The 25651-nt window shown below is 56.1% G+C and carries 28 protein-coding genes and 4 pseudogenes; 15 read left to right on the forward strand and 17 right to left on the reverse strand.

The window, feature by feature from the left end:
• Positions 1–413: 413 nt before the first annotated feature.
• On the forward strand, positions 414–881 hold the full coding sequence (locus C8024_RS23470) for a tetratricopeptide repeat protein (protein WP_367947326.1): 468 nt from the start codon (positions 414–416) through the stop codon (positions 879–881).
• Between the two features lie 62 nt (positions 882–943).
• Here C8024_RS23470 and C8024_RS12565 read toward each other — a convergent pair whose 3' ends face one another.
• From C8024_RS12565 to C8024_RS12580, 4 genes and pseudogenes are all read right to left on the reverse strand, one after another.
• Positions 944–1852, reverse strand: coding sequence for a PilZ domain-containing protein (locus C8024_RS12565; protein ID WP_173205705.1), 909 nt, complete (start codon positions 1850–1852; stop codon positions 944–946).
• A gap of 9 nt (positions 1853–1861) precedes the next feature.
• Positions 1862–2473 (reverse strand): hypothetical protein, encoded by a 612-nt coding sequence (locus C8024_RS12570; RefSeq protein WP_173205707.1) that lies wholly within the window; start codon positions 2471–2473, stop codon positions 1862–1864.
• A gap of 104 nt (positions 2474–2577) precedes the next feature.
• On the reverse strand, positions 2578–2919 hold the full coding sequence (locus C8024_RS12575; protein WP_173205709.1) for a hypothetical protein: 342 nt from the start codon (positions 2917–2919) through the stop codon (positions 2578–2580).
• A gap of 668 nt (positions 2920–3587) precedes the next feature.
• Positions 3588–4936 (reverse strand): annotated as a pseudogene (locus tag C8024_RS12580) (Mur ligase family protein).
• A gap of 174 nt (positions 4937–5110) precedes the next feature.
• On the opposite strand from C8024_RS12580, the gene C8024_RS12585 reads away from it, so the two are divergent.
• The gene (locus C8024_RS12585) at positions 5111–5911 is read left to right on the forward strand and encodes an LD-carboxypeptidase (RefSeq protein WP_367947316.1); all 801 of its coding nucleotides are present in this window, start codon (positions 5111–5113) and stop codon (positions 5909–5911) included.
• An 11-nt stretch (positions 5912–5922) separates the two neighbouring features.
• Here C8024_RS12585 and C8024_RS12590 read toward each other — a convergent pair whose 3' ends face one another.
• A complete protein-coding gene (locus C8024_RS12590; protein ID WP_173205711.1) occupies positions 5923–6132 on the reverse strand; it encodes a hypothetical protein in 210 nt (69 codons plus the stop codon).
• Positions 6129–7748, reverse strand: coding sequence for a nucleoside-diphosphate sugar epimerase/dehydratase (locus C8024_RS12595; protein ID WP_173205713.1), 1620 nt, complete (start codon positions 7746–7748; stop codon positions 6129–6131). The genes C8024_RS12590 and C8024_RS12595 overlap by 4 nt, the downstream gene beginning before the upstream one ends.
• Positions 7749–8283: 535 nt before the next feature.
• On the opposite strand from C8024_RS12595, the gene C8024_RS21780 reads away from it, so the two are divergent.
• The 4 genes and pseudogenes from C8024_RS21780 to C8024_RS23480 all read left to right on the forward strand — a co-directional run bounded on the left by C8024_RS21780 (position 8284) and on the right by C8024_RS23480 (position 10267).
• Positions 8284–8739, forward strand: a complete 456-nt coding sequence (locus C8024_RS21780; RefSeq protein ID WP_254305870.1) for a class I mannose-6-phosphate isomerase — start codon at positions 8284–8286, stop codon at positions 8737–8739.
• Positions 8730–9092 carry a hypothetical protein gene (locus C8024_RS21785; RefSeq protein WP_254305871.1) on the forward strand — a complete coding sequence of 121 codons (363 nt, stop codon included), beginning with the start codon at positions 8730–8732 and terminating at the stop codon, positions 9090–9092. The genes C8024_RS21780 and C8024_RS21785 overlap by 10 nt, the downstream gene beginning before the upstream one ends.
• Before the next feature lie 15 nt (positions 9093–9107).
• Positions 9108–9536: pseudogene (locus C8024_RS23475) on the forward strand (sugar phosphate nucleotidyltransferase); the annotation flags it as partial.
• A gap of 134 nt (positions 9537–9670) precedes the next feature.
• Positions 9671–10267, forward strand: coding sequence for a sugar phosphate nucleotidyltransferase (locus tag C8024_RS23480; protein WP_367947317.1), 597 nt, complete (start codon positions 9671–9673; stop codon positions 10265–10267).
• On the opposite strand, the gene C8024_RS12610 is transcribed toward C8024_RS23480, so the two are convergent.
• Positions 10209–10550 carry a hypothetical protein gene (locus C8024_RS12610; RefSeq protein ID WP_173205715.1) on the reverse strand — a complete coding sequence of 114 codons (342 nt, stop codon included), beginning with the start codon at positions 10548–10550 and terminating at the stop codon, positions 10209–10211. The two genes, C8024_RS23480 and C8024_RS12610, sit on opposite strands and share 59 nt — an antisense overlap.
• Before the next feature lie 94 nt (positions 10551–10644).
• Between C8024_RS12610 and wecB the strand changes: the two are divergent.
• Both wecB and wecC read left to right on the forward strand, forming a co-directional pair.
• Positions 10645–11789 (forward strand): annotated as a pseudogene (gene wecB / locus C8024_RS12615) (non-hydrolyzing UDP-N-acetylglucosamine 2-epimerase).
• A 104-nt stretch (positions 11790–11893) separates the two neighbouring features.
• Positions 11894–13190 (forward strand): annotated as a pseudogene (wecC, locus tag C8024_RS12620) (UDP-N-acetyl-D-mannosamine dehydrogenase).
• Between the two features lie 267 nt (positions 13191–13457).
• Here wecC and C8024_RS20310 read toward each other — a convergent pair.
• The 3 genes from C8024_RS20310 to C8024_RS12635 all read right to left on the reverse strand — a co-directional run bounded on the left by C8024_RS20310 (position 13458) and on the right by C8024_RS12635 (position 14881).
• A complete protein-coding gene (locus C8024_RS20310; protein WP_367947318.1) occupies positions 13458–13820 on the reverse strand; it encodes a class I SAM-dependent methyltransferase in 363 nt (120 codons plus the stop codon).
• A 90-nt stretch (positions 13821–13910) separates the two neighbouring features.
• Positions 13911–14303: a lysylphosphatidylglycerol synthase domain-containing protein gene (locus tag C8024_RS12630; protein WP_173205729.1), complete on the reverse strand. Its 393-nt coding sequence runs from the start codon at positions 14301–14303 to the stop codon at positions 13911–13913.
• Positions 14276–14881: a hypothetical protein gene (locus C8024_RS12635; RefSeq protein ID WP_217272182.1), complete on the reverse strand. Its 606-nt coding sequence runs from the start codon at positions 14879–14881 to the stop codon at positions 14276–14278. Before C8024_RS12635 ends, C8024_RS12630 begins: the two co-directional genes overlap by 28 nt.
• A 161-nt stretch (positions 14882–15042) precedes the next feature.
• Between C8024_RS12635 and C8024_RS12640 the strand changes: the two genes are divergently transcribed.
• Positions 15043–15264, forward strand: a complete 222-nt coding sequence (locus C8024_RS12640) for a hypothetical protein (RefSeq protein ID WP_173205735.1) — start codon at positions 15043–15045, stop codon at positions 15262–15264.
• 20 nt (positions 15265–15284) lie between these two features.
• On the forward strand, positions 15285–16067 hold the full coding sequence (locus C8024_RS12645) for a polysaccharide pyruvyl transferase family protein (RefSeq protein WP_217272185.1): 783 nt from the start codon (positions 15285–15287) through the stop codon (positions 16065–16067).
• Here C8024_RS12645 and C8024_RS12650 read toward each other — a convergent pair.
• The 6 genes from C8024_RS12650 to C8024_RS12670 are packed head-to-tail and all read right to left on the reverse strand — an operon-like array spanning position 16052 to position 20033.
• The gene (locus C8024_RS12650; RefSeq protein WP_173205841.1) at positions 16052–16510 is read right to left on the reverse strand and encodes a glycosyltransferase; all 459 of its coding nucleotides are present in this window, start codon (positions 16508–16510) and stop codon (positions 16052–16054) included. The genes C8024_RS12645 and C8024_RS12650 overlap by 16 nt on opposite strands.
• 8 nt (positions 16511–16518) lie before the next feature.
• Positions 16519–17328 (reverse strand): glycosyltransferase, encoded by an 810-nt coding sequence (locus C8024_RS12655; protein ID WP_173205737.1) that lies wholly within the window; start codon positions 17326–17328, stop codon positions 16519–16521.
• A complete protein-coding gene (locus C8024_RS12660; protein WP_217272183.1) occupies positions 17329–18159 on the reverse strand; it encodes a hypothetical protein in 831 nt (276 codons plus the stop codon).
• 11 nt (positions 18160–18170) lie between these two features.
• The gene (locus tag C8024_RS12665) at positions 18171–19031 is read right to left on the reverse strand and encodes a hypothetical protein (RefSeq protein ID WP_173205740.1); all 861 of its coding nucleotides are present in this window, start codon (positions 19029–19031) and stop codon (positions 18171–18173) included.
• Positions 19024–19263, reverse strand: coding sequence for a hypothetical protein (locus C8024_RS21790; protein WP_254305872.1), 240 nt, complete (start codon positions 19261–19263; stop codon positions 19024–19026). Before C8024_RS21790 ends, C8024_RS12665 begins: the two co-directional genes overlap by 8 nt.
• On the reverse strand, positions 19260–20033 hold the full coding sequence (locus C8024_RS12670) for a glycosyltransferase family 2 protein (RefSeq protein WP_254305873.1): 774 nt from the start codon (positions 20031–20033) through the stop codon (positions 19260–19262). The genes C8024_RS21790 and C8024_RS12670 overlap by 4 nt, the downstream gene beginning before the upstream one ends.
• A 146-nt stretch (positions 20034–20179) precedes the next feature.
• Here C8024_RS12670 and C8024_RS12675 point away from each other — a divergent pair, with 146 nt between their 5' ends.
• From C8024_RS12675 to C8024_RS12690, 5 genes are read left to right on the forward strand one after another with little or no spacing between them, the layout of a single operon-like run.
• Positions 20180–21127 carry a CoA ester lyase gene (locus tag C8024_RS12675; protein ID WP_367947319.1) on the forward strand — a complete coding sequence of 316 codons (948 nt, stop codon included), beginning with the start codon at positions 20180–20182 and terminating at the stop codon, positions 21125–21127.
• 24 nt (positions 21128–21151) lie between these two features.
• Complete coding sequence (locus C8024_RS23485; RefSeq protein ID WP_367947320.1) at positions 21152–21601, forward strand: hypothetical protein; 450 nt, start codon at positions 21152–21154, stop codon at positions 21599–21601.
• Positions 21493–22605, forward strand: a complete 1113-nt coding sequence (locus C8024_RS12680) for an aldehyde dehydrogenase family protein (RefSeq protein WP_367947327.1) — start codon at positions 21493–21495, stop codon at positions 22603–22605. The genes C8024_RS23485 and C8024_RS12680 overlap by 109 nt, the downstream gene beginning before the upstream one ends.
• A 12-nt stretch (positions 22606–22617) precedes the next feature.
• Complete coding sequence (locus tag C8024_RS12685) at positions 22618–23484, forward strand: CaiB/BaiF CoA-transferase family protein (protein WP_173205742.1); 867 nt, start codon at positions 22618–22620, stop codon at positions 23482–23484.
• Complete coding sequence (locus tag C8024_RS12690; RefSeq protein ID WP_173205744.1) at positions 23442–23786, forward strand: hypothetical protein; 345 nt, start codon at positions 23442–23444, stop codon at positions 23784–23786. Before C8024_RS12685 ends, C8024_RS12690 begins: the two co-directional genes overlap by 43 nt.
• A 1-nt stretch (position 23787) precedes the next feature.
• Here the strand turns inward: C8024_RS12690 and C8024_RS12695 are convergent, their stop codons facing one another.
• Positions 23788–25161 (reverse strand): DEAD/DEAH box helicase, encoded by a 1374-nt coding sequence (locus C8024_RS12695; RefSeq protein WP_100094388.1) that lies wholly within the window; start codon positions 25159–25161, stop codon positions 23788–23790.
• Between the last annotated feature and the right edge of the window lie 490 nt (positions 25162–25651).

A 25651-nucleotide genomic window follows, 5' to 3' on the forward strand; every position in this document is an offset into this window, starting at 1 on the left:
GCTACGATGCACCGCTTGCCAATATCCACGATCTGCGGGCGCAGATGGTGCGCGATATCATTGCCGCAATCGATCTGTCGATCAGCGACACCGAAGCCTCCCATGCGAAGCTGAGGGCGCCCGACCAACTCACCGGCTGGGAAGCCTATCATCTTGGGATGTCCACCATAAACGGCGCAAAGATGGACCTGAAGCTAGCGCTCGATCATTTCGAATTTGCCCGGTCGAAAGCCCCGACATTCGCGCGCGCACATGCCGGCACGGCTTATATCCACGGACTCGGCCTATACCATCTCGCACGGGGCGGGAACGAGGATGTGGCTATCCATCGCATGCTTTCACTGGGAGAACAGGCGTTACGCTGTGATCCGCTCGATCCCTTTGCCCATCTCGTCAGCGGCCGCGCAGAACGAATGACCGGCAATATCGACAGCGCGCTGGACCATTATGCAAAGGCGATCGCATTCTGCCCCAACTATGCCGAAGCCTATAATTCGCAGGCCGTTATTCTATTGCTGCGGGGTAATTTTGCCGCCGCCTATGAAGCGGCCAGACTGGCGACGAAACTAAGCCCCAATTGTCCGATGCGCTTCGAGGCGGAGACCACCCAGACCTACGCCGCATTCAATCTCGGACAGGAGGAAGAGGCCCTGACACTGTCGCGCAGGCTGGCCCGGTTATCGCACCATAGTCCGCTGGCTCTGCTTGCGGCCATGACGGTGTTCCATCATCTGGGGAGCGAGGAAGAGGCGAAGCTTGTCCGATCCCGCATGCTGTCAAGCGGCATGGAGCCGAGAACCAACATGGTTCGCACATTTCCGGAAAGCGCCGCGGAAATTTCCGACCAGATCACGCAGGCCGTCGCGCATTATTTCAACTAGGCGCCTGTTCGGCCAGGTTCAGGGCAAATATCGCCCTCCCCCGTTGCCGATACAAAATGCGGCTATGTCTTGGCAGCCGCCCGCTCTTCGTCAAACGCGCGCAGGACAATGGTGCCGATCGACAATTCTTCGTTGTCCGCATTCCGGATGCTTACCCGGTAGAAAAATTTCGATGTGGCCTTGAACTGTGTCAGCGCTTCGGTTGCCGAATGCAGCGTATCGATCAGGATCTCTTTGCCAAGATCGTCATGGCCGATCACCTGGAAGGGAAGACGATCAACCGCAGAATCGCCCGAACCGGAGCTGTCCTTGTTAAGCGCCGCCAGCTCGCCGGTATCAATGCGCGCCGCCCGGTAGAAGGTGGACAGCCAGACCATCAGGTCATCAAGAGGCAGTCGCCGGGAAAAGACAATCCCGACACGCGCCCCTGATTGCCAGCGAACGGTGCCACTGATGTCCAGCAATTCGGGAACCGACAGACGAATATTCTTGCCGATCTCGAACACATGTTCGGTTCTGACGCAAATGCCGGCCGGTGAAATATCGCAAATATCACCGTGGATCAGGCGCGATCCCTGGTAGATATTGATCGGATGCTTCATCTCGATACGCGGCAGGCGCGCAACACGGCCCTGCTTTGAATCATTCGGCTTGGTCAGCACTTTGGCAATATCGATCGGTGTTGAAAACTCGATGCCGGCCAGCGCTTTTTTGCGCCACCGCACGGTGCCCGTCAGTTCCTGTTCCTCGGTCAGAAGGGCGGATACCGTGTCGCCCAGTTCGAAATTGGGATGGACTTCGACCATCATGCCGGTGGCCGAAAGATTTTTGATGAAACCCCAGCCTTCGCCTGCCTCAGCCTTGATCTTGGCAAGCCGCAGCATGGCAATATGCCGGTCCTGTTTTCTGCGGTCCTCGTCAACCACGATATTATCCGTTGGGGGAGCGGAGGAGGTACCAGATTCGATCATATTTGTCATTTACTTGACCTTCATTCGGTATCGTAGGGAAAACCGTTCATATTTGCCGGTCGTCGGCAGCAAGGCACCACTCGGCCGGAGTTTGATATGCGTAACGTTTGCATCAAATCCGTCGGTATCGGCGACGGGCATATAGTCGAACGTTTTGCCCCCGTCGTTTGAAAACTCAACGGAATCGTCCGCGCTGGAAAGGCCGTCAAAGCTGAATTGGAGGCCACTGTCATTGTCCTTAAACATTGCAGGGCCGGTTCCACTGTGATCGAGATCACCAACAAACAGGGTAAGATGTTCGGGAACCTTATCGGTAACCGCAAAGGATGCGGCAGGAGAACCGTTTGTGCTCGGTCCGCTGACCGAAACCAGAAAGTCCACAACGGCTCCTGGAACAGTAGCGAATGCCCCGCCATTTCCGGCAGCACTTCCGACGATATTGCTGGAGAGTGCGATGGCGACATTCTCGCCCGGGTCAGCTTCCGCGAACGCCGGAAGCGGGATTGCGACAAGTGCAAGCGCCAGCGCGCACGACAAGGCATCCGGCCTTGCGGCAGCGCGAGTGGCCCTGCGGTCGCTTCGAACCGCTACAGCCTGGTATTTCGCACTGGATGTCTGCATCATCTTTTCCCGTTATAACCTATATACTGCAACTCGACGTCTAAATTAAGGATATCGTTTCCGATATTTTTGCTCCCTGATATCCATTCTCTTCATCCGACGACTCAATGCAATTCGACCAGATGGAGTTCGCAAGATTGAGCGGGGCTGCTGATATCATCGGCCCCCAATAGAATTTCACAACTGTGATAGGTCGTGCTGTGCGATACGGCGATCTCTGAATTTCTCGCTTCAGTCCCGCCTTGCGCACCGGAAGTCATTGTGAATGGTTTGACTATCCGGGCAGTGGCAACAGCGGTAGCGTTAGCATTTTGCGGTTCGGCTGCCGGGTCGGTGGCAAATGCTTCGGAAGCCAGCGCCGGTAATATGATGACTATCATGACCGCAAGGATCGACAGTGGCACAAGGCTGGAATAGCGGAACAACCGAGAATATTCGGTCTTCACTCTCCACATTATCGAACCACCTAACTGCATGACGCATCCCAACTACTGGTTTGCAAGAGGGAAACCGCCAGGCGCTTGTCCGATGATGGAGCGGATAGAATGTCTACCCGCTCCATCAGGAACAATCGGTACGATATTGACCAGAATATCGTACCAATGCCGGGGCAACTGTGGCGCTTAATTGGGTTACCACAGGCAAAAGCCGTATTGCCCCACTTGCCTATCCTTTGTGACGGAGCTGGCCGTGAAAAGGCAGTTAGACACGGCTAATGTTACAGCATGTTACGGTTGCAAATTTTCAAGTGGTTGTAATAATTGGATTTTCTAAAATGCCCCGCGACGGAGCGACGGAAAGATTAACTCTTTCTACATGTTAGTTAACAAAATCCTTGCCAATATTCGCGGCGTGACACGGCGATCGGGGGCCAGGGAGAGCGGGTTTCAGGAATTTGCGACCCTGTGACTCGCGATATGGCCGAATATACAACATCGACGGCATCTGTAAAAGGCTCATAGCCTTTTGATAACGATCCGCAACTGTACACCGGGCTAACAATGGACATCCGGCCGCGGTTATCAGCCATATGCCAGCCGGCAAAAAATCTAAAACAATGCGCAATGCACCGGATCGATTCACCTTTCGGATCACTGATACATCCGGGAGGCGATCAGTTTCCCGCGATTTGGCTCAGAATCGACTCGGCAAAGCCGTGCAATGTGTCGTCGCGCGCGCCCATGATGACGATTCGGTCGCCCGATTCGGCGAGATTCACGATTCTCTTTCCGCAATCCGGACGGGCCGGGATATATTCTGCCCTGCCCCCGGCAGCATTTATTGCATCGACAAGCGACTGGCTGCCCAGTGATCGGTCGACGGTACCGCCGAAATAGACTGGATCACACAATATGACGCGGTCATCGCCGTCGAGATATTCGGCAAATACCGTCGCCAGTTCTGCGCCCATTTTTGTATCGGGCCGAAACCGTGTGGCTGGAAAAAGGCAATGACCCGGCCGGGGAAGGCCTTCAACGTCCTGAGCGTGGCAGCGATCTTGTCGGGATTGTGACCGAAATCGTCGATCACGGTGATGTCGCCGGTGCTTCCCACGATATCGAATCGACGAGCCAGCCCCCGAAAGGTCCCGATCGCCGATATCGCGGTTGCGACCGGCACACCGATGGCGGTGCTTGCCGCAATCGCCGCCAGCGCGTTGGCAATATTGTGCCTGCCGGGCACCTGCAAGGATACCGGATGCTCGCCCCCGTCGCTGCGCATCACAAAATTGCTGCCGAGCGATTGTTCCTCGACTTGCACGGCCTGATAGTCCGCACCGTCGAGAAATCCGAAGCTGCTGCCATTCATCGGCCTCCGCGTGCCGACCAGTGCGCGCGATTCAGCGTCATCATGGTTCCAGATCGCATGGCGCGCTTTTGCGACAAAATCACCAAATAAAATTCGCAGCTCTTCCAGGCTCTTGTGATCCAGGCTGACATTGTTGAGTACCGCGATTTCCGGATCGAACAGGGCGATGGAACCGTCGCTCTCGTCCACTTCACTCACCATCAGAGCACCGGCCCCGACGCGGGAGCTGGCAAATGGGGCGTCGGCATGGACGAAATTTTTCATTACCGCCCCGTTCATGATCGTCGGATCGCGACCGGCTTCGGTCAATATCCAGCCAATCATCCCGGTCACGGTCGATTTTCCGCTGGTACCGCCAACGGCAATGCTGCTCGGGACTGCGTTGAAATGTGCGGCCAGCAGTTCCGCCCGGGTCATGCGCTTGCAACCCAGAGCGGTGGCCCGCGCGACGTCGGGCACGGTCTCTTCAATGGCAGCGGACGCGATCAGGATCTGGCAACCGTCACCGAGGCCGCTGCCATCCTGCTTGAACAGCTTGATCCCCCTGTCCTGCAGCCACTGGAACTTGTCCGCCAATCGGCCCTGGTCCAATGCCCGGTCTGATCCGGCAACCTGTGCACCAGCAGCTTTGACGATCATGGCCAAAGGCAGCATGCCGGAGCCGCCGATACCGCAAAATAATAGGATTTGTCTTCGATCATTTTTTCGCGCTATTGCTTCTCCAACTATTTGGCAATGGCGCAAGGAACAAATTCGATCTCCCCATCTGTCCGCATTGGCATTTGTGCGCCGTCGACCCCTTTCACGCGGGACGCCGCCCGTCGCGTCATGGCGCTTGCGGCCCGCACCCATCCGCAGGCCGAGCTGGTCTTCGCCGAGCAATGTTTTTCAGAGCAAGGCCATTTCGCCGGAAGCGATACCCAGCGCACCGACAGTTTCGTCTCGCTGGCCAATGATCCTGACATCGACGCCATATGGTTTGCCCGCGGGGGCTATGGTGCTGCCCGCATAGCGGAAGCTGCCGTCCAGCGGTTGAACGATGTCGCCCACCGCAAAATCTATCTGGGTTATAGCGACGCCGGAAACCTGCTCGGCGCGCTCTATCGCGCCGGCATCGGCCAAGTCGCGCACGGCCCGATGCCCTCCGACATCGGCAGAACCGGCGGTGAGGAAGCCGTGGTCCGATCACTGGACTGGATCGTCCACAGACTGGCGCACACCCTGGAACCCGGTCTCGTCAGCGGCCAGAAATACGCCGCTTTCAATCTGATGACGCTCGCGATGATGACAGGGACCAAGCTGATCCCGGATCTGCACGGCCATATTCTGATCATCGAGGAAATTTCTGAATATCTCTACGCCTTCGACCGCGCCATGTTTCATCTGTGCAGCAATCTCGCCGGTCAGGGGCTGGCCGGCATTCGATTGGGTGGCGTCGATGATATTCCCGAAACGACCGGCCATTTGGCGAAAGTGCGGAAGCTGTTGTCCAACGATGGGCCGGAGAGAATGCAATCGCCTATCTGGGACGGGCAGAAATCGGCCATCATGCGCAAAACCGGATTGTGCCGTTCGGATTGTTGCCTATCTGAAATTTCGATCGCAGAAGCAGCGGTTTTCCTGGATTAGCCGACCTGCGTTCAGGACGCCTTTTCGAGATTGTCGTCATTATCCCGGCCATGATCAAATTCCGGCACCAGTGACTTAAGGGTTCTGATCGCATCTCGGGGATCACGACAATCGAGCAGGTCCCCGATCAGCTCGTTCAACATATCTTCCGCGAGGAAGGTTTCGTGAGCCTTCATGATCCGGGGATGCAGCGTTTTCTGGGGATCATTGCCGATGATCAATTCTTCATAGAGTTTCTCGCCCGCGCGCAGTCCACTTCGACGATTTCGATATCGCCATCGGGATTGGCGTCATTGCGGACCGTCAGTCCGGACAGCCGGACGAGTGTTTCGGCCAGATCCTGGATTTTCACCGACTTGCCCATGTCCAGTACGAAGACTTCGCCGCCCTTGGCCATGCCGGCTGCCTGGATAACAAGTTGGGCCGCTTCGGGAATGGTCATGAAATAGCGGGTGACCTTCCGGTCCGTCAGGGTGATCGGGCCGCCCTGCTCGATCTGCTTGCGGAACAGCGGCACTACGGAGCCACTGGATCCCAACACATTGCCGAAACGGACCATGGAAAATCTCGTCTCGCTCGATGCGTCGGCGAAATTCTGGATGATCTGCTCGGCGGCGCGCTTGGTCGCCCCCATGACATTGGTCGGACGGACGGCCTTGTCGGTGCTGATCAGGATGAAATCCTTGACCTTTGCCGCCCGGGCAGCAGCGGCCAGCGCCCGTGTGCCCAATATGTTATTGCGTATGCCCTCTATCGGATTGGCCTCGACAAGCGGAACATGTTTGTAGGCGGCTGCGTGAAACACCGTGTCGGGTTTCCACATGGCGAATATTTCCTGGAGTCTCTTCGCATCGACGACCGACCCCAGGACCGGAACCAGTTCGAGGTTCGTCACGCCCTGGCTGGCGACCAGCTTCTTCAGCTCCTTTTCGATTTCGTAAAGCGCATATTCGGAAATATCCAGCATCACCAGACGATGGGCGCCCGAATTCGCGATCTGCCGGCACAGTTCCCCGCCGATTGAGCCCCCTGCTCCCGTCACCAATATTGTCTTGCCGACAATGGTCCGGCCGAACAACAGTTCGTTCGGCTGCACCGGCTCCCGGCCCAGCAAATCTTCAATTTCCAGTTCGCGGATATCACTGAACGCAATTTTTCCGGAGATAATTTCCTGCATGTTCGGCAAGGTCTGTACGTGCACAGTAAATTCGCGCACCTGATCGACAATCGCGCGCCGCTTTCGCCGATTGATCCGAGGCAGCGCGAGCAGAATATCGGTGATCTTCTGCTTACGAATCAAATCCGGCAGATGGCCGCTCCAGAAGACCTTGTCCCCGTCCAGCCGCTGTCCGTTGAGCCGGTGATCATCGTCGATATAGCCGCACAGCCGCATGGCGGGTTCCGACCGCATCGATGCCGCCAGTTGCTGGCCAGCGCTGCCCGCACCATAGATAAGGACATTCCTTACCTCACCGGCGAAACGGTTGCGGCCGAGAATATCAACCATCAAATAGCGCCCGGCGACCCTGGAAAAACCGACGAGAATGAAAAACACCACCGGCTGGATAAGACCAATTGTCCGGGGAACGCCATCCATCCCTGCGAAAGCGAATGCAAATGCGGTCACCACGGAATAGCTCGCGAATGCGCGCACCAGCGTTTTCATCATTCCGGTACCGGCATAACGGAAAATGGCGTTATAGACGCCGCTCAGGATGAAGATCGGGATCATCAACAACAGGCAGACGAGCACGATCTTCTGAACGGCGATATCCCACAGGACCCAGACCCCGATACGAAGCGAATAGGCAATCCAGATCGACTGCACACAGAGCATGATGTCCAGTAGAAGAACGATTGCCCTTTTTTCCAGCGTGATAGCTGGGCAATTCTTTCTAGCAACGATGTGATGACGGCTGTAACATTCTCAATCATTTGGCTCTCAAAGCTGGCTTTTGATTCTCAAAGCTGCGACGCCGAAACAGACATTTACCGAAGGGAAGCGGTTTAGCCAACTACTTTAAAACAAGTTAATAATTTGTATTGTCCTTGAACCGGCGACGTCCAACCCGAAACGCGCGATAGGCGAAGAACGGATGTTGTCAAAGGATGTATCGGCTATATCGACTGCAAAAGCAGGTGGATAGGGTGCAGTTGAACCAAACCGGGCAGCCACGCCCGACTGACCAGAAACCGCGGAATCCCGTCGATCATGAAATCCGTTGGCCGGAGGATTTGCGTGAACCAGGCTGCTATCCTGAAAGGAAATCAGACGTTTGCCTTACGGAACATTTACAATCCGCCCGAACTTGCGCAAACAGGCTCGGTATATTCGAGTATCGGGGCCAAACAGTGAGCGCTAATTTCAGACCATGAAGCTGAAGAGAAAATTCGTCGAAAAGCCCTGGGGACAGGAGGCTCTGCCTGAGATATTCCGTGGCGCGAACGGCAAAAAGGTCGGGGAAATCTGGTTCGAAGCCCCGAAAGGCATCAGCCCGCTGCTGATGGTCAAATATCTGTTCACCAGCGAAAAGCTGTCTATCCAGGTCCATCCCAATGATCGGCAGGCGCGCCGGGTCGGCTTTCCCCACGGCAAGGACGAATCCTGGTATATTCTGGATGCAGAACCCGATGCGCTTCTGGGGCTCGGCCTGAAAAAAGCGGTCAGCGCTACCAAGCTGAAGACGGCGGCCATTTTGGGCGAGATCGAACAGCTTCTGGACTGGAAACCCGTCAAGAAAGGCGATTTTTCCATGTGCCTGCGGGGACGATCCATGCGATTGGCCCCGGCATCTCGCTCATCGAAGTCCAGCGCAACGTGGACATAACCTATCGCCTGTATGACTATGGTCGCCCGCGTGAGCTCCATCTGGACGAAGCGATCGCGGTGGCCAAGCTGGCGCCCTATGACATGAAATATGCGAGCGAGATTGCACTGGACGAAACAACCAGTCTTTCCGGCAGTTTTTCCGGCAGCCTGCCCATCTGCTTGTTCCAGATCATCGGTACCGACGACGAGATCGTGCCAAAGACCGCGAGCAAGGAATGGCAGGTTATCCCCCTGGAGGGTTCGGTCACCGTCCGCGGCAAGTTGATCCGGGCGGGAGAATGCGGAATCTGTCAGCATTATGCGGACATTGATCTCGCCAAAACGGAAGGTCGCTCATTGCCTGCGCGGTGAGTTGATATATTGACCATGCAGCAACATCCGCTGATCACGCCTGTCATTCTCTCCGGCGGCTCCGGAACGCGACTTTGGCCGCTTTCCACCCTGGAAAAACCGAAGCAGTTTCTTAATCTGTTCGGCCCGCTCAGCATGTTCCAGCTGACGCTGCAGCGCTGCGCGGACAAGAGCCGTTACCGTAATCCGATCATCGTCGGCTCCGCCAGGCATCTCGAAACGATAGACGACCAGATGCAGGAAGTCGGCGCGACAGCCGGGGAGATCATTCTAGAACCCTGCCCCCGCAATACGGCTCCAGCCATTACCCTTGCCGCTCTGGCTGCCGAAAATCCCACGGATTTGCTGCTGGTGATGCCGAGCGACCATATGATCGAAAATCTTGCAGCCTTCCAGAAATCGGTGCTGGCCTCAATACCGGTCGCACAATCCCGCTGGCTGGTGACATTCGGGATCGAAGCCAGGGGACCGGCGACGGGATATGGATATATACAGCAGGGCGACAGGATCGTCGGCAGTTCCAGAAGCCTTTCAGCCAAAAATTTGTCGAAAAGCCGAACCGTGAACGTGCGGAGAAAATGCTCGCGGAAGGCGGCTATCACTGGAATGCCGGCATATTCCTGTTCCGGGCCGACACCTATCTCGCCGCGATGGAACAATATTCTCCGGAGATCCTCCTCGCCTGCCGGGCTGCCATGGGAAACCGGCACATGGAGAAGAAAATCTGCCATCCCGATCCGGACGCTTTTGCGGCGGCGCCATCCGACTCGATCGACTATGCGATCATGGAAAGATCGGACAAGGTCGCGGTGACGCCCGTCAATCCGGGCTGGTCTGACGTGGGGAGCTGGGACGCCCTGTTTGAAATCGCGAACAAGGACGCTCAGTCGAACGCGATTATCGGCCAGGCCGTCACGATCGATTCCAGCAACAATCTGATCCACAGTGAGGATATGGAAGTTGCGGTTCACGGCGTTGAGAATATGATCATTGTCACCCACGGCAACAAGGTCATGATCCTGCCGCGTGGAACATCGCAACATGTCAAAAAATCGCGCAGAAGCTGGAAGGTGAAGACTAGCGGGGCGGATTATCGCCGTTCAGACTTACGGCGCGCTAATTTTTGCGTTTTTTCGGCTTGGCGGTCAACCAGTTGGGCCAGAACCTGGCAATAACCAGAAACAAGGTCGGCAGCAGCAGGGTGTTCCAGATATCGCTGATAGCTTCAGCAAAATAGATCGCCTCGCGGTTCTGCGGTGCCTGCACTACGCTATAGTCATAAAATTCGTTGGCAAATGCAGCAAAGACAACAAACAACCACGGCACTGTGCTGGCGAGGGACCGGCGGGACACAAGCGCGACAAACAGCTGCACTCCGATCCCCGCATAAATATGCAGCGAATCGCGTGGCAGTCCGGTTGACAGTTCCAGCCAGTTTTTGATTTCATACCAATCCATCACCCTGCGATTGGGCTAGCCGAACGCAAGGGTCAACGCTTTTTGCACGCGATATCATTATGAAAATTTTAGCCAAAATGATTAGGCAGCCGGAATGACAAAAAACAGCGCGAACAAACCTAAAGTCCTGACCGTTTTTGGCACGAGGCCGGAAGCGATCAAACTGTTCCCGGTGATTCAGGCGCTGTCGGAACGCGGCCGCTTGGAAACGGTGACCTGTGTGACCGCCCAGCACCGGGAAATGCTCGACCAGGTCATGGCTATCGCCGATATCCGCCCGGATTTCGATCTGGACCTGATGAAGGCCAACCAGAGCCTCGACGATCTTACCGGCAGGCTTTTGTCGGGGATCGGCCAGATACTGGACGAGACAAAGCCGCAGCGGGTCGTGGTCCAGGGCGATACGGCCACCGCAATGTGCGGCGCGCTGGCCGCTTATTATCGCCAGATTCCTGTCAGCCATGTCGAAGCCGGCCTGCGCAGCTTCAATATCTATCATCCCTGGCCGGAAGAGGTGAACCGCAAGATCATCGGCACCATTGCCGATCAGCATTTTGCCCCGACGCAGACGTCGGCGGACGCGCTCAAGAAGGAAAATATTCCGGCGGAGCAGATATATATCACCGGTAATACGGTGATCGATGCTCTTTTGACCACCGTAGAAAAATTCAATGATCCAAGCCGTTTGGATGCCAAGCTTGCCGGACTATATGAAAGGTTTGCTGATCGCAGGATCATCGGCGTCACCAGCCATCGGCGCGAAAATCTGGGTGACGGATTGACCAATATTGCCAGTGCGCTCCGGACAATCGCCGAGCGTGATGACGTGGCCCTGATTTTCCCCGTTCATCTCAATCCGAAGGTCCGGGCTATCATGCAGGACGCCCTGGGCGGCCTCGACAATGTCGCGATGATTGAGCCGCTGGATTATCCCAATTTCGTCAGCCTGCTCAACCATTGCCACTTCATGATGACCGATAGCGGCGGCGTGCAGGAAGAAGCACCGGCGCTGGGCAAGCCGGTACTGGTGATGCGCGACACCACGGAGCGGCCCGAAGGGTCGAGGCCGGCACTGCCAAGCTGGTTGGAACAGACAAGGATGTGATTGTGACGGAAGCACGCAGGCTTCTGGACGACGAAACCCATTATCTGGCTATGGCGCGCGCCCACAACCCCTTTGGCGACGGCACCGCCAGCCGGCAAATTGCCGACATTATCGAGAGCAGCCTCACCGCCTGAATATTTCCGGCTGGGTCGTCATATTACCTAAATATTTACAATGATTGGCTAGTGAACCTGCAGGAAAACGCGCCGGATCGGCGCACTGCGGAGTGGCTTCTCACATGTTATCGGAAGAAAAACCAAGCGTCTGCGTCATGGGTCTCGGCTATATCGGCCTGCCGACTGCGGCCGTCATTGCCCGTTCCGGATGCCCGGTGCTCGGTATCGACGTCAACCAGCAGGTCGTGGAAACGATCAATTCGGGTCGCATCCATATCGAGGAAGTGGATCTGGACGGGCTGGTGCAAGGGGTTGTGTCACGCGGAATGCTGCGCGCTTCGCTGATGGTGGAACAATCCGACGTTTTCGTGATCGCGGTGCCGACGCCCTTTGGCGCCGATCATATTCCAGACACCAGCTATGTCATGGAAGCGGCGACCAATATCGCGGCGGCCCTGAAAGCCGGCGACACGGTCATTCTCGAATCCACCTGCCCTGTCGGTACCACCGAAAAATGCGGGACCTGATCGCGAAATTGCGCCCGGACCTGAAGATCCCGGGACTGGCCAGTGATATTCCCGATATTGCCATCGCTTATTGCCCGGAACGGGTGCTGCCGGGGAAAATTCTCGAAGAACTGATCCAGAATGACCGGAGCATCGGGGGCATCACGCCGCGGTGCGCACGCAAAGCGCTTGGCTTTTACCGCCGCTTCGTTCGCGGCGAACTGGTAACCACCTCGCGCGCGCCGCCGAAATGACAAAATTGGTCGAGAACAGCTATCGCGACGTCAATATCGCCTTTGCCAACGAGCTGTCGATCATCGCCGACCATATGGACCTCGATGTCTGGGAAGTCATCCGCCTCGCCAACCGGCATCCCCGCGTCAATATCCTGCAGCCCGGCCCCGGCGTCGGCGGCCATTGTATCGCCGTCGATCCCTGGTTCATCATCCACAGCGCACCCGAACAATCGCCACTGATCCGCATCGCCCGCGATGTGAATGACGGCAAGACCGGTCATGTGCTGGAACAGGCCTCGCTGTTGATCGACGAATTGCCGGGCGTCTCGATCGCCTGCTTCGGTCTGGCGTTCAAGGCCAATATCGATGATTTCCGCGAGAGCCCTGCCCTGAAAATCGCCGCCAAACTGGCGCGACGCTATGGTGGACGAGTGAAAATCGTCGAACCTTATGCCAGCGAGCTGCCGGTGGCATTCGACGGCACGGGCGCCGAGTTGATCGATATCGACCAGGCGCTGGAAACGTGCCCGATCATGATCACCCTGACCGATCACGACATGTTCAAGTCGATCCCGCTCGACGAACGCGCGGGCAAGGTCGTCTATGATACGCGCGGAATCTGGCCGGACCAGCCGGACAATCGGGATGCGGTCAGCGGGTTGCGACTGGCTGGTTAAAAGTGGCTCCAGCTCAAGGTTTATGCGCCAGCACTACGTAATTTTTCGGATGACCGCGATCAGTAATCTTACACGCGATATCAAGCCTGTAGAATAATGATGCCAGCAAAATGGCTGACGCTTTTACTGTGGCAATCACGGGCCAGAATATTATCGGCCACCAGGGTCGCTGAAAATATCTCTGCGGTGCAATCGGTAAGCGTAAAGCCATCGTCTGAAACTGATAGGCCAGAGTCCCGAAATACCCCTCCAGCCATTCCAGACGGTCTATTTCAAAGCCGGCTTTTGCAAATAAATGACGATGGGCAAATTGGGTATAGCGGTAAAAATCATATGGTTTTCATGCTCTTCATAATAGAATGGGCAAGTGCAAATAATCGATCCGCCCGGTTTCAGAACGCGAAACAGTTCCGAGAGCACCGCAGAAGGCTCCGGAATATGCTCTAATACCTGATTGAACATGATCCGGTCAAAGCGCGCGTCAGCGGTAGGAATTTGCGCCAGGTCACAAACATAGGTCGATTTCGCATAAGGCTTGTCCACCATTTCGAAATCGGCGCTCTCATAAATACAATGCGAAAAATATTTGGCGTAAGGCTGCTCCCCTGCCCCTGCATCCAGCACGATCATGCCGTTTTTGCGGTTTGACCGAACGCTCGATTATAACGGCTCAGATACTCACGGGAAGAATTTGGCAGTAGCCATTTTTAATGAACAATTTCATACCGCACCTATCTTGGCTCGATCGCCAGCCTTCCACGCTAGCAGCCCGGCGATCGGCGCGCTGACTATTAATCCGATAATTCTATTGGCTGCTGAAGCCAGAAATGCGGCAGCAGCGGTGAGGCCGACGAGAGGACCCAGCAGAGCAGAAACGCCTTCCCGGATACCGAGGCCTGCCGGAACGATCGAGAAGGATGAGCCGACAAAACCTGAAACTGTGAGAACCGAAGCCTGGCCGAATTCCGCAGGAACGTTGAGTGCGAGAAGACAAAGATAGAGCCGAAAGGCGTCGACCAGTACTAAGCCCGCTTTACAGGCAAAAAGCTGTGCCGTGATGATATGATCATCAAGCAAATGCATGCTCAGCGCAAAACAGCCGATAATGCCCATGCATCCCAATGCAATGAATGACAGACCAAAACCGTAGCCCCGCCGAATAGCAGCCATGCACCCGAATAACCGAATGATATTGCCGCCCAGATGAACGCGACGAAAGCTATTACAGATGTGCTTTTGGCAACGCTTGCTCCCTCCGCTTTGAGGGCAGCAACCCTGACCAGCACGCCTCCCGGCAGCGGAAGCATATTTGCCACGCCACCGATGACACTGGTCTCCGCAGCCGATTTCAGGCCAACCTTGTAGCCGAGCAAACGGCCAGAAAGAACGAATTCCAATGCGTTAAAGTAGATCGTCACTGGCACGGCAAACAGCGCCAGAATGACGATCGGCAGTAGGCGCGCATCGCGAAAAAGATCGGGCTGGGACCGGAAAGAAAAATATATGCCGGCAACAAGCGCGAACACGGCGACGAGCAGAACCACTTGTCGAAAGCGGTTATTGTGCATGGGAACATATCCAGCTACGCGATCGACAAAGGTCATAATTGACTGCAGTTTATGGCGCAAAATCGGTTCCCTGCCCTGATCTGCCGGACCAGTTCGGCCCTGCGTTTGAATATGGCTTTCCATCTAGCCGGAATATGGTTACCAAAATCTTACCGACAGGGAAGTAAAGCAGCCTTCGAAACGCCCTTTTGAACCGGAGATATCCCAAAATTTCTGATCAGCCGAAATATCTGATACTCCATGCGTTTAGCCGCCGAAACTCCGGTGACGGGCTACTGGTGGATTTGACACTGGAGCTTATGACCGACGCAGGAATAAGTGCTGAACAGGTCGAGATACTCGCGCTCGATCCCGAAAGCTTTGATCAACATCCGCCTGTACACCGGGCACCGGGAGAACCATTTGCGCAGTTTACGCCCAGACTGGCGGGAGCGGTTCTCGAGTTACTCGCAAATCAGTTCTCTCTCGGCGTGGTGCAAAAACTGGTTCTCAGGCGAAAGGCCTAGTCGCGGTCGGCGGTGGTTATCTGGTTGCGGATTCCCTTGTCCGGCAGTCGGGTGTACTGCTCAATCATCTGGTTCAGCTGCAGACTGCGGCCCGCGCACCTGTTCCATCCATCTACCTTCCTCAAAGCGTAGGCCCGCTGCACGGTCCGGTAGGAAGAGCGGTTAAAAGCAACCTCAACAAAGTCAGTCTGTTTTGTGCGCGTGACGACCTGACCATGGCCGAAATCGGTGGAGACAATATCATTCGATGTGCCGATCTGGCGGTGCTCAAACTGGCCCGCGCGGATGATATGACCAATGATCGCCAACTGCACGCCGGCGCCCCGATCCTGGTAGGCCGCGACCTGCCAAATCCTGGCGACTATGTTGAGCGACTGGAAACCTTGGGTAAAACGCTCGCGAATCCGCTCTGGGCGGTTCAGGCAGATGTCGTCGGCGACCGCAGCGACCGCGCGTTCTATCAGAGACATGGAATCGCCGATGACGGAACGCTTGCGGATATGCTTGCTACCGGAAAAGGCGGAGCTGTGGTTTCAGTGCGGCTCCATGGTGCCATTGCAAGCCTGATCGCCGGGAGGCCTGCTGTGCACCTTGCGTATGAACGCAAAGGATGGGGTGCCTACGAGGATCTCGGCCTCGGTGAATTTGTTCACGATGCAAGAACATTCGATCCGGCCGTGGTTGCCGACCAGATTAACCGCATTAGGCAGGAACCTTCGGTTTTTGGAACTGTATCGGCAAAGCCGCCCCGAAACTGCAGGCTCAATATGATAATCTGGTGGACGAATTACACCGCCGTTTGATCTAGATTTCTATTCACGCCGAGATATTCTCGAATCAATTTATCCCAGCGATAACGTGACATAATCGCCTTGATCGCGTTTGATCTGGCCTGCAATATATCGCGATCATAACCGAGTATATTTCGAATAGCCTGCTCAAAGGCGGCAATATCGCTCGGATCTTCCAAAAAGCAGATTTGTTCCTTGAGTAGATCCCATTCTGGCAACATCTCGATATTGGTATCGCGGCTAGCAATCACCATTTTCCCGAGGCACAAGGCTTCGAGCAAAGAAACCGGAAGACCTTCGACGTCCGACCCCGCCGCGACCGAAGTGAAAACGAAAATCTTTGTATGCTCGAAAAACTCTTTCTTATCCGCGCCTTGCAAGAATCCCGTAAATTCGATATCTGCCGATCTGCCGATGGCTATCAGCGCATCACGATCCTCTCCATCTCCGGCAATGGCCGTCGTTACATCAAGGCCATTCTTTTTACGCGGCCCGCGGCCTCGATCAGAAAGGGCAGTCCCTTCTTGCGCGAAAGACGGGAGATTGTTCCCAAGTCATAGCGAAACGAAACGTCCTTGTCGTAGGATGACTCGTCTTCACGAGCAAAAGTCGAAGCGACGCCCATAGGGAGTGTGACGACTTTCTGTTCCATTTCAGCCCGCTCGGAGGCTTTGAACAGATCCAGTGCAAATCTCCGTTGCCTCTCATTCACGCAGAACAGCCTGTCAGACGCACGGATGATCCTACGTGCCAGCGCCCGCCCAAGAGGACCTAGTTTCGAAAATATTTCAAGATCTGAGGAATGATTTTGCATCACGTAGGATGTGCCGCAAATCAGCTTGAGCAGATAGGCGATCAGGCCCTGGGGCATCACCCAATGCGCGTAAATCAGATCCAGCTTGTCTTTCCTGACCATTTGGAAGGCGGTAATGAACTCTGCGATTAGAAACGGTAAGATTAGAAACGCAGTAATAGGACGATTTTTGATATTAGGCAGGATCGCAGGATAGGCCAATTGTTGCCATTTTTCTGGCCACGCGTACGAAAACCGCCGCACCTCGACATCGCCTATTTGCTCGCTCCGCAATGCACCGGCATCATGCGGAGCCAGAATCACCACGCGATCATTTGGTCGCTCTTCTTTCCAGGCATGAGCCTGATCAAGCACAAAGCCAGGCTGCATATCCCCGGTAAAGCGCGGCAGGGTCGAAGTGAGAAAGAGCACTTTCTTCGATACCTGGGAGACAGATTTGTCATGTTCGGCGGTCAGCATCTAGAATCCTCCCGCAATCGGTCCAGCGGGAAATTGTTCCGGCAAATGCGGTACATGATCGAGCGCCCATAATTTCACGCATGAACCGGCCTTGTGGCGGACATTATATATACCGGCTTGCAAATTTATTGTGGTGCCGTCAGCGATGGAGCGGTCGTTGATGACAAGATCGCTCCCATCGAGCGAATATGGTCCGCTACGAAAGATTTGGACGATCTGCTCCCCGTCCTTGGCGCAAACCCTGCGACCAAGAATGAAGATCGTGTCGCTATGCTGAAGAAAATTTGTCCTGAGCGCTGTCACATCAGCCTCGGGTAACAGGGAAGCTGATCCTTCACTTTTGTACACTGCATCAAGCGCATCCCCGGTCGCAATGACAAATCCGATCCGGCCTGCTTCGATATCGCGCGCAATTTCCCCGTTACGCTCCTCCCAGTAGCGACGCAAACCGACGCCGGAAATAAGCGACGGGAATTGTCTGGGATATTGCGGGATATAGTTGGAATAAGACAAATAGGGCGTCGACTCGGGAAACAGCCGTTCGACTTCTTCGATGGTTGCGCGCTGCCGGTCCAGGGTTCCGTAGGGTTCCTGGGTCAGCAGAAAAAATGGTCCGAACATGGCGAAAATCACGACCGGAATACGGCCGTAGCGCGTAACCAGCATTGACAACGCCGGTGCAATGGCGACGCATACGGGTGGTAGAATGAAGGTAAAGAAATAGGGGAATGTATTGCGGTAAAAGAGCAGGCAAAGCAGCGGACCGCACAAGCCAAACAGCAGGATTTTGGTCTGCTTTGGCAAGCCCCTTGCCACAAATGGCAGCATCATCAGGCCAATGGTCACCAGCGGCGCGAATATGGCTTCTGCAAATACATAACGTATCTGCTCGAATTCGAAAAATGAAGAAAATTCCCTACACTCCGCCCCAGATTGCTCGCTTGGGGTTCGCTCGCCGGGAGTCCCGCTCCATGCAGACCTATTAGCAATATGAAAACAGCAAGCGAAACTGCTGGCACGGTACAGAATAGGATGAACAACTTCATCCGCCGGACATCTGGACCATGCCAATGCAGCCATGCGATTGCTGCAAAGCACGGCAGATAGAAAATACTCTTTATAGTCAGCGCTCCCGCCAAACCGACCAGAATGCCAACCAGAGCGGCTCTCATCCATGTCAGTTGGCCGAAGGCGAAAACACATAGAGCGGCCATCAGGGCTGCGGCAACCACGGGATCGGTCCGAAAAGTAAAAGCATTGGTAAACACGAAGCCGGCAGTCAGGTAGACGAGGCCGCAAATCAGCGCGATCTCTAAACCTGCCAACCGTCGCGCAAATGCAATAACACTCGCGGCCGTAAACACCGCGCAGGCCAGCATGACGATGCGTATCGCCTGAATTTGAGTAACGACATCTTGCGAAACCAATGTCGCCCAGCCGAACAACCGCGTGGGCAAGGTCTGTATGCTGCTGCCGAGCCGTCCGTCCGCCAGTTCATAGATTTGTCCAAAATGCAGAAACTCGTCCCAATTGATCGCCTTTTCAAAGATCAACCAGAACTGACAGGCTATTACGAGAAGGAGAGTAGCAAAAATGAAGCGCGTGCGATCAACCCGGGCTCCCGTTGCCGGGTCCCCTATTGTCGCGAAAAGATGCCCGCCAGGATGAAAATCCGCCCCCATGCCAATTTGCTTTTCAGCCATTCGTCCCGTCGCGCAATTCTTCAGCCTGTTGTTTGGTGAGAGTTTCATTCGTTGCCCCGGAACGGAGCGTATCTTCCAGCTTGTGCAAACGCTCCAGCGTCTGTTCGAGCAACTGCCGGTTCCGCCCGACCAGATCGGCAACAGCGCCGAACATGATCGCCACCACCCCGAGCGTCATCAGCGATCCGCCGATCACAATCGATTGCAAATGCCCCTGCCCTTCGCCGTTCATGAAAACCAAAGGAAACGGATGATCGGCATCACGCCAAGCAGAAACAGTGCACCACCCGCCAGTACAAAGACCTTCAGCGGATTGTACATCGCATAAGCGCGGATCATGGTGGCGCCGGTGTTGGTGATGAATTGCGGGACCGATTTGAACAGCCGCGAAGGCCGGATCGCCCCGTTGGTCCGGATCGGAACCGACACGATAGCCATTCGTTTCCGTCCCGCCTGGATCAGCATTTCCGTGGTATAGGAAAAGCTGGACGTGATATTGATCTTCTGCGCCGCTGCCCGGCTGATCGCCCGGAAGCCGCTGACCGCATCGGTTATATGGGTGTTGGACAGTCTCTTGACCGTCGCGCTGCCGAACATCTGCAACAGCCGTTTGAACGGTCCGAAATGCGCATTGTCGCGTACGCCGCGGTCACCGACGACGATATCGGCTTCACCGGCCAGAACCGGCGCGACCAGCTTGCAGATGTCACGGCCTTCATATTGATTGTCGGCATCGGTATTGACGATGATATCCGCGCCTTCCGCCAACGCCTTGTTGATCCCGGACTGGAAAGCCGCCGCCAGACCGCGGTTGGTCCGGTGGCGGACGATATGATGAACGCCGAACCGGCGCGCGACATCGCTGGTATTATCCTTGCTGCCATCGTCGATGATCAGGATCTCGATAGTGTCGATCCCGTCGATCTGGCGCGGCAGGGCAACCAGCGTCTCGGGCAGGCTTTCCGCTTCGTTATAGCAGGGAATCTGGATAATCAGCTTCATATGATGCCCGTTCCTCTAGTCACCGCCCGCCTTGGCGGGTCGTCAAATTCGGTTAAAAATGTCCTAAAAGCCTATGGTTAACAAAGCGTATAGATGTTCGGATTAACTGGCTTTGCGTCCGGCTGGCGAAATGATACGGATGTGTCATGAGCCAAATCACATATCGCCCTCGCCGTTCCTGCCTCTACATGCCCGCATCCAACAAGCGGGCGCTGGAAAAGGCGAAAAGCCTGCCCGCAGACACGATTATCTTCGATCTGGAGGATGCCGTGGCGCCGGAGGCCAAGGAAGAAGCGCGCGAGCAGGCCGGCGCCGCGCTGCAATCCGGTGACTATGGCAAGCGGGAACTGGTCGTGCGGATCAATGCCATGGACACGCCGTGGTTTGCACAGGACCTGAAGCAGGCCTGCCGGAGCGGGGCCGACGCAGTGCTGGTGCCGAAGATATTGAGCGCGGACGATATCATCCGGATCAGTGGTTTGATGGACGATTGTGACGCCGCACCGAGCATCAGATTATGGGCCATGATCGAGATGCCGCTGGCCATACTCAATCTCGCGGAGATTGCGGCTCTCGGTTCGCAGCACAGGCTGACCACGTTCGTCATGGGCTTCAATGACCTGGCAAAGGAGATGCACGCCGAACAAGATCGCTCCGTATTCGGCCCCGTCATGACCCAGGCAGTTATTGCCGCCCGCGCTTATGGTCTCAACATCATCGACAGCGTTTACAATGATTTCAATGATCCCGATGGCCTGGAAGCAGAATGTCTGGAAGCCAGGAAACTGGGCTTTGACGGCAAATCCCTGATCCATCCGGCGCAGATTGAAACCGCCAACCGGTTTTTGCCCCCATGCGGATGCGATTGCCGAGGCCGAGGCGATAATCGCGGCGTTCAAGGACCCGGTCAACGCCGGCAAGGGCGTGATCGTTGTCGGCGGCAAGATGACCGAGCTGCTGCATCTCAAGCAGGCCAAGCAGCTGGTAGCCACCGCCGAAGCGATTGCCGCTTTGGCGAAATAGCCGGTTCGCCCTCGACAAGTCGGCAAAAAAGTTTAAGTGGTCAATTGAAATGGATCGTGACGGGGCGTTGAAGCCCTGCCCCTTGGAGAGCAGATATGGAAGCATTGGAAGCAGCAGCAGGCGAAGTCAGCAAAGACGAGATCATGAAGCTTTTTCAGGCGCAGCGCGATGCGTTTCATGCCGAATTGCCGGTCAGCTATGAAGCCCGCATGGACCGGATCAACCGCACCGCCAAGATGATCATTGAAAATCAGGATGCGCTTTGTCAGGCGGTCTCCAATGACTTCGGCCATCGCAGCAGCGTCCAGACCGTGATGACCGACCTGATGTCAGTTGTCGGCCATGCCAAGGACCACAAGAAGAACCTGAAAAATGGATGCGGCCAGAGAAGCGCAAGATGGATTTCCCGCTCGGTCTGCTGGGTGCCAGCGGTCAGGTGGAATATCAGCCCAAGGGCGTTGTCGGTGTTATCGCGCCATGGAACTTCCCGATCAACCTTGCTTTTGATCCGGCTATCGGTGCCTTTGGTGCCGGCAACCGGGTAATCATCAAATTTTCCGAATTCTGTCCCGAGACCGGTGAACTGGTCAAGAAACTGGTCGCCGAATATTTCGCGCCCGAGGAAATGACCGTGATTACCGGCGGCCCGGAAACCGGCAAGGCCTTTTCCGAAATTCCGTGGGATCATCTGATCTTCACCGGCGGTGGCGGGATCGCCAAACATGTGATGGCGGCCGCTGCGCAAAATCTTACCCCGGTGACGCTGGAACTCGGTGGCAAGTCGCCGACGATCATCGGACCCGACGCCGATATCCAGAAATCAACCCAGCGTATCGCCATGGGCAAGATGATGAACGCGGGCCAGATCTGTCTGGCGCCCGACTATCTGCTGGTGCCGCAGGACAAGGAAGATGCGGTTGTCGAGGGCATTGCGTCGAATGTCGCGGAACAATATCCGACGCTGATCGCCAATGACGACTATACATCGGTGATCAACGGCCGGCACAAGGAGCGCCTGCAGGGCCTGATCGACGATGCGCTCGAGAAGGGTGCGAAGCAGACCATCGTCAATCCCGGTGACGAGGATTTCTCCAACACCAACAGCAACAAGATGCCGCTGACCGTGCTGCAGAATGTCAATGACGACATGCGGGTGATGCAGGAAGAAATTTTCGGCCCGGTTCTGCCGGTGAAGACCTATCGCAATCTCGACGAGGTGATCGACTATGTGAACGATCACGACCGGCCGCTCGGCCTCTATTACTTCGGCGAGACGGAAAGCGACAAGCGCAAGGTGCTCGACCGCACGATTTCCGGCGGTGTCACGGTCAATGACGTGATCTTCCATATCGCCCAGCACGACCTGCCCTTCGGCGGCGTGGGCCCTTCCGGCATGGGCGCCTATACCGGCCCCGACGGCTTCAAGGAATTCAGCCACGCCAAGGCTGTCTATCGCCAGCCGAAGATCAACATTGCCAAAATTGCCGGTTTCCTCCCGCCTTATGGTGCGGGTACGGAAAAGACCATGAAACAGCAGATGAAACTCTAGCGCCGCGCACAGATGGCAGATTTTCCGCTAGCGGGGCTCAAGGTCCTGGATTTTTCGCGCGTCGTGGCCGGCCCTTATGCCACGCGGATGCTCTCGGACCTGGGCGCGGAGGTGCTGAAGGTCGAACCGCCGGAAGGTGATGTGACCCGCAAGCTCGCCAAACGCGACAGCGGGGTGAGCGGCAATTATCTGCAGCTCAATATCGGCAAGAAGAACATCTGCGTCGATCTGAAAGCCGAAGGCGCGCGCGAGCTCATTCACAAGCTGGCGGCACAGGCCGATATTGTCGTCGAGAATTTCCGGCCGGGCGTGATGGACAAGTTCGGCATCGGCTGGGAGGCCCTGTCAAAGGCCAATCCCCGGCTGGTGATGCTCTCGATATCCGGTTACGGGCAACATGGCCCGGAGCGCGGACGGGCGGCCTATGCGCCGGTTCTGCACGCGGAAAGCGGCCTGATTGCCCGGCAGGCGGAGATGAGCGGCGGCAAACCGACGGATATCCAGTTCGCCATGGCGGACAGCTACAGTTCGCTGCACGGCATTATCGCGATATTGTCGGCCCTGCGCACGCTCGACCAGAGTGGCGAAGGCCAGCATATTGATCTCGCGATGGTCAATGTCCTGCATTCCGCCGACGACTATGCCCATTTCGCGCTCGACGATATCTGGCCGAAAGCGCCGGAGACGCTGGTCTGGGAAGCCCCGGAAGAACGGCAGATCCTGATCACCGGCGATATGAAATGGCTGTGGATCATGTTTTCCACAAAAACGGCTTGCAGGATCCGACCCCGGAAGGGGCCGACATATCGACAAAGGTACGGCTGCGCCACGAGGCGATGGAAAAGCATATCCTCTCGCACGAGAGTTTCGATGCGCTGACAGCCACGCTGGACCGGCTTAATCTCGCATGGGGGGAAGTCTTTCCCTTCGGCCCCGCCGTCTATGACCAGCCCAGCGTCAAGGCGCTCGGTACGATCGTCGATGTGACCGACGATGAAGGCAATGCCCGCCGCACCGTGCAGTCACCCTATCGCTTCTCGAAATCGAAAAGCGGCATTGACAGCAGCGCCAGAACCGCAAAACGCGGCGAACATAATGTCGCCGCGCTTCGAGATTGGTTGAATATGGGGGAAGACGAAATCAGCGCGCTTGCCGATAGCAAGGCGCTGATCTCGGACTAGCCTAAGCGTCCGCGTTGCGCGCCTGACGGCGTTTGAACGACTTCGCACCATTGTTCCAGTGCTTCGGTCCGTCGCTCTTGGCGGCCGAACCCGGTCCGCCACGACCCGAACCGCCGCCACCGGGGCGGCCCTTGCGGGAACTGTGCTTGGCTTTCGGCGGTCCGCTGCGCGTCGGCTTCGCGCCATATTTCTTGGGCTTCTGGCCATAGATACGCGGTGCGACTTCTTCGCGTGGCGGTTCGTCATAGCCTTCCGGCAAAGCGATCACTTCCGGTTTCACTCCGGTCAGCTTGACCACATCGCGCAGGAACTGGCGCTCGTCGGGAGCCACCAGCGAGTAGGAAATACCGCTCGCCCCTGCCCGCGCTGTCCGGCCAATCCGGTGGACATATTGTTCGGACACGTTCGGCATGTCGAAGTTGATGACATGGGTAATGCCGTCGACATCGATGCCGCGCGCCGCGATATCCGTGGCGACAAGAATGTTGATCTTGCCTTTCTTGAAGTCACCCAAAGCGCGTTCGCGCTGCGGCTGGCTCTTGTTGCCGTGGATGGCGGCGGAGTGGATGCCCACAGCCATCAGATTTTTCACAACCTTGTCGGCACCATGTTTCGTCTGGGTGAACACCAGCATATGATCCGGATTTTCCTTGTTGATGAAATCCTTCAGCAGACGCTGCTTGTCGTCCTGGTTGATATAGGTAACCTTCTGGTCGACCCGCTCGGCCGTCGTCGACTGCGGCGCAACCGAAACCTGGACCGGATTGGTCAGGAACTGGTCGGCCAGCTGCGAGATGGTCTTCGGCATGGTTGCCGAGAAAAACAGGCTCTGGCGCTGCTTTGGCAGCATCGGAACGATTTTCTTCAGCGGCACGATGAAGCCGAGATCCAGCATCTGGTCAGCCTCGTCGAGCACCAGAATTTCTACCTTCGACAGCGTCAGATAGCGCTGGTCGATCAGATCAAGCAGACGACCGGGCGTTGCCACGAGTACGTCGACACCGCGTTCCAGGATGCGCTTCTGCCGGTTGATCGGCACGCCGCCAAAAGCGGAGGTTACATAGAGGCCGAGACCCTTGGAATAGCCGGTCATGCTGTCGGCGATCTGCCGCGCGAGTTCTCGCGTCGGTGCCAGGACCAGCATACGGCATTCAAAGCGGCCGGCGCGCCGCTTGTCGTTCAGAAGGTGATGGATAGACGGCAGCGAGAACGCAGCGGTCTTGCCGGTTCCGGTTTGCGCGATACCGAGAATGTCCTTGCCTTCAAGCGCTGGGGGGATCGCCTGCTGCTGGATCGGGGATGGAGTGGTGTAGCCGCCTTCGGCCACGCGTTTTTGAATAGGTTCCGCCAGTGCGAAATCAGAAAATTTAGTCAATTTTTTATACCTTGTAATAGCAGCAAGTTTCCAGCGCACAGCATGGAAGCTATACGCGTGTTCGCCGTCTGTTAAGACGACCCGCGTGATCAGGCTGCCGGAAAGAAAGAAGCAATGAAGGCGATAGGTTCGAGATGATCTTGTCACCTCTCACGCAGAACTTCCGCCAGACGGTCGATCGATATTGCCGCCCTTGCTGCAATGCAACATAGGGGTTTCCGTAACGAAGTCAAGCGTTGTGATGGTGCGATGGCATTACGGTCTCCGAGTAGGGCTAGCAGGAAAATCACCCTTCGATAGGGATAGAGCATCCAACAGCTGCCAGCCCAGAGGCTGCTATCAGGCAACCGGGCTTCCCATTCGATTCCTTTTTCATTCCCTCGTGAACCCGTGCGTGTTGCCATTCATTCCGGAGCCGAAATTGAATCTGTCGATACTCCAATGTAGTTTGTCGAACTGCGATAACGCGCCGATGGGAAAATTCTATGCT

The organism is Sphingopyxis sp. BSNA05, assembly GCF_013265645.1.
Taxonomy (GTDB): Bacteria; Pseudomonadota; Alphaproteobacteria; order Sphingomonadales; family Sphingomonadaceae; genus Parasphingorhabdus.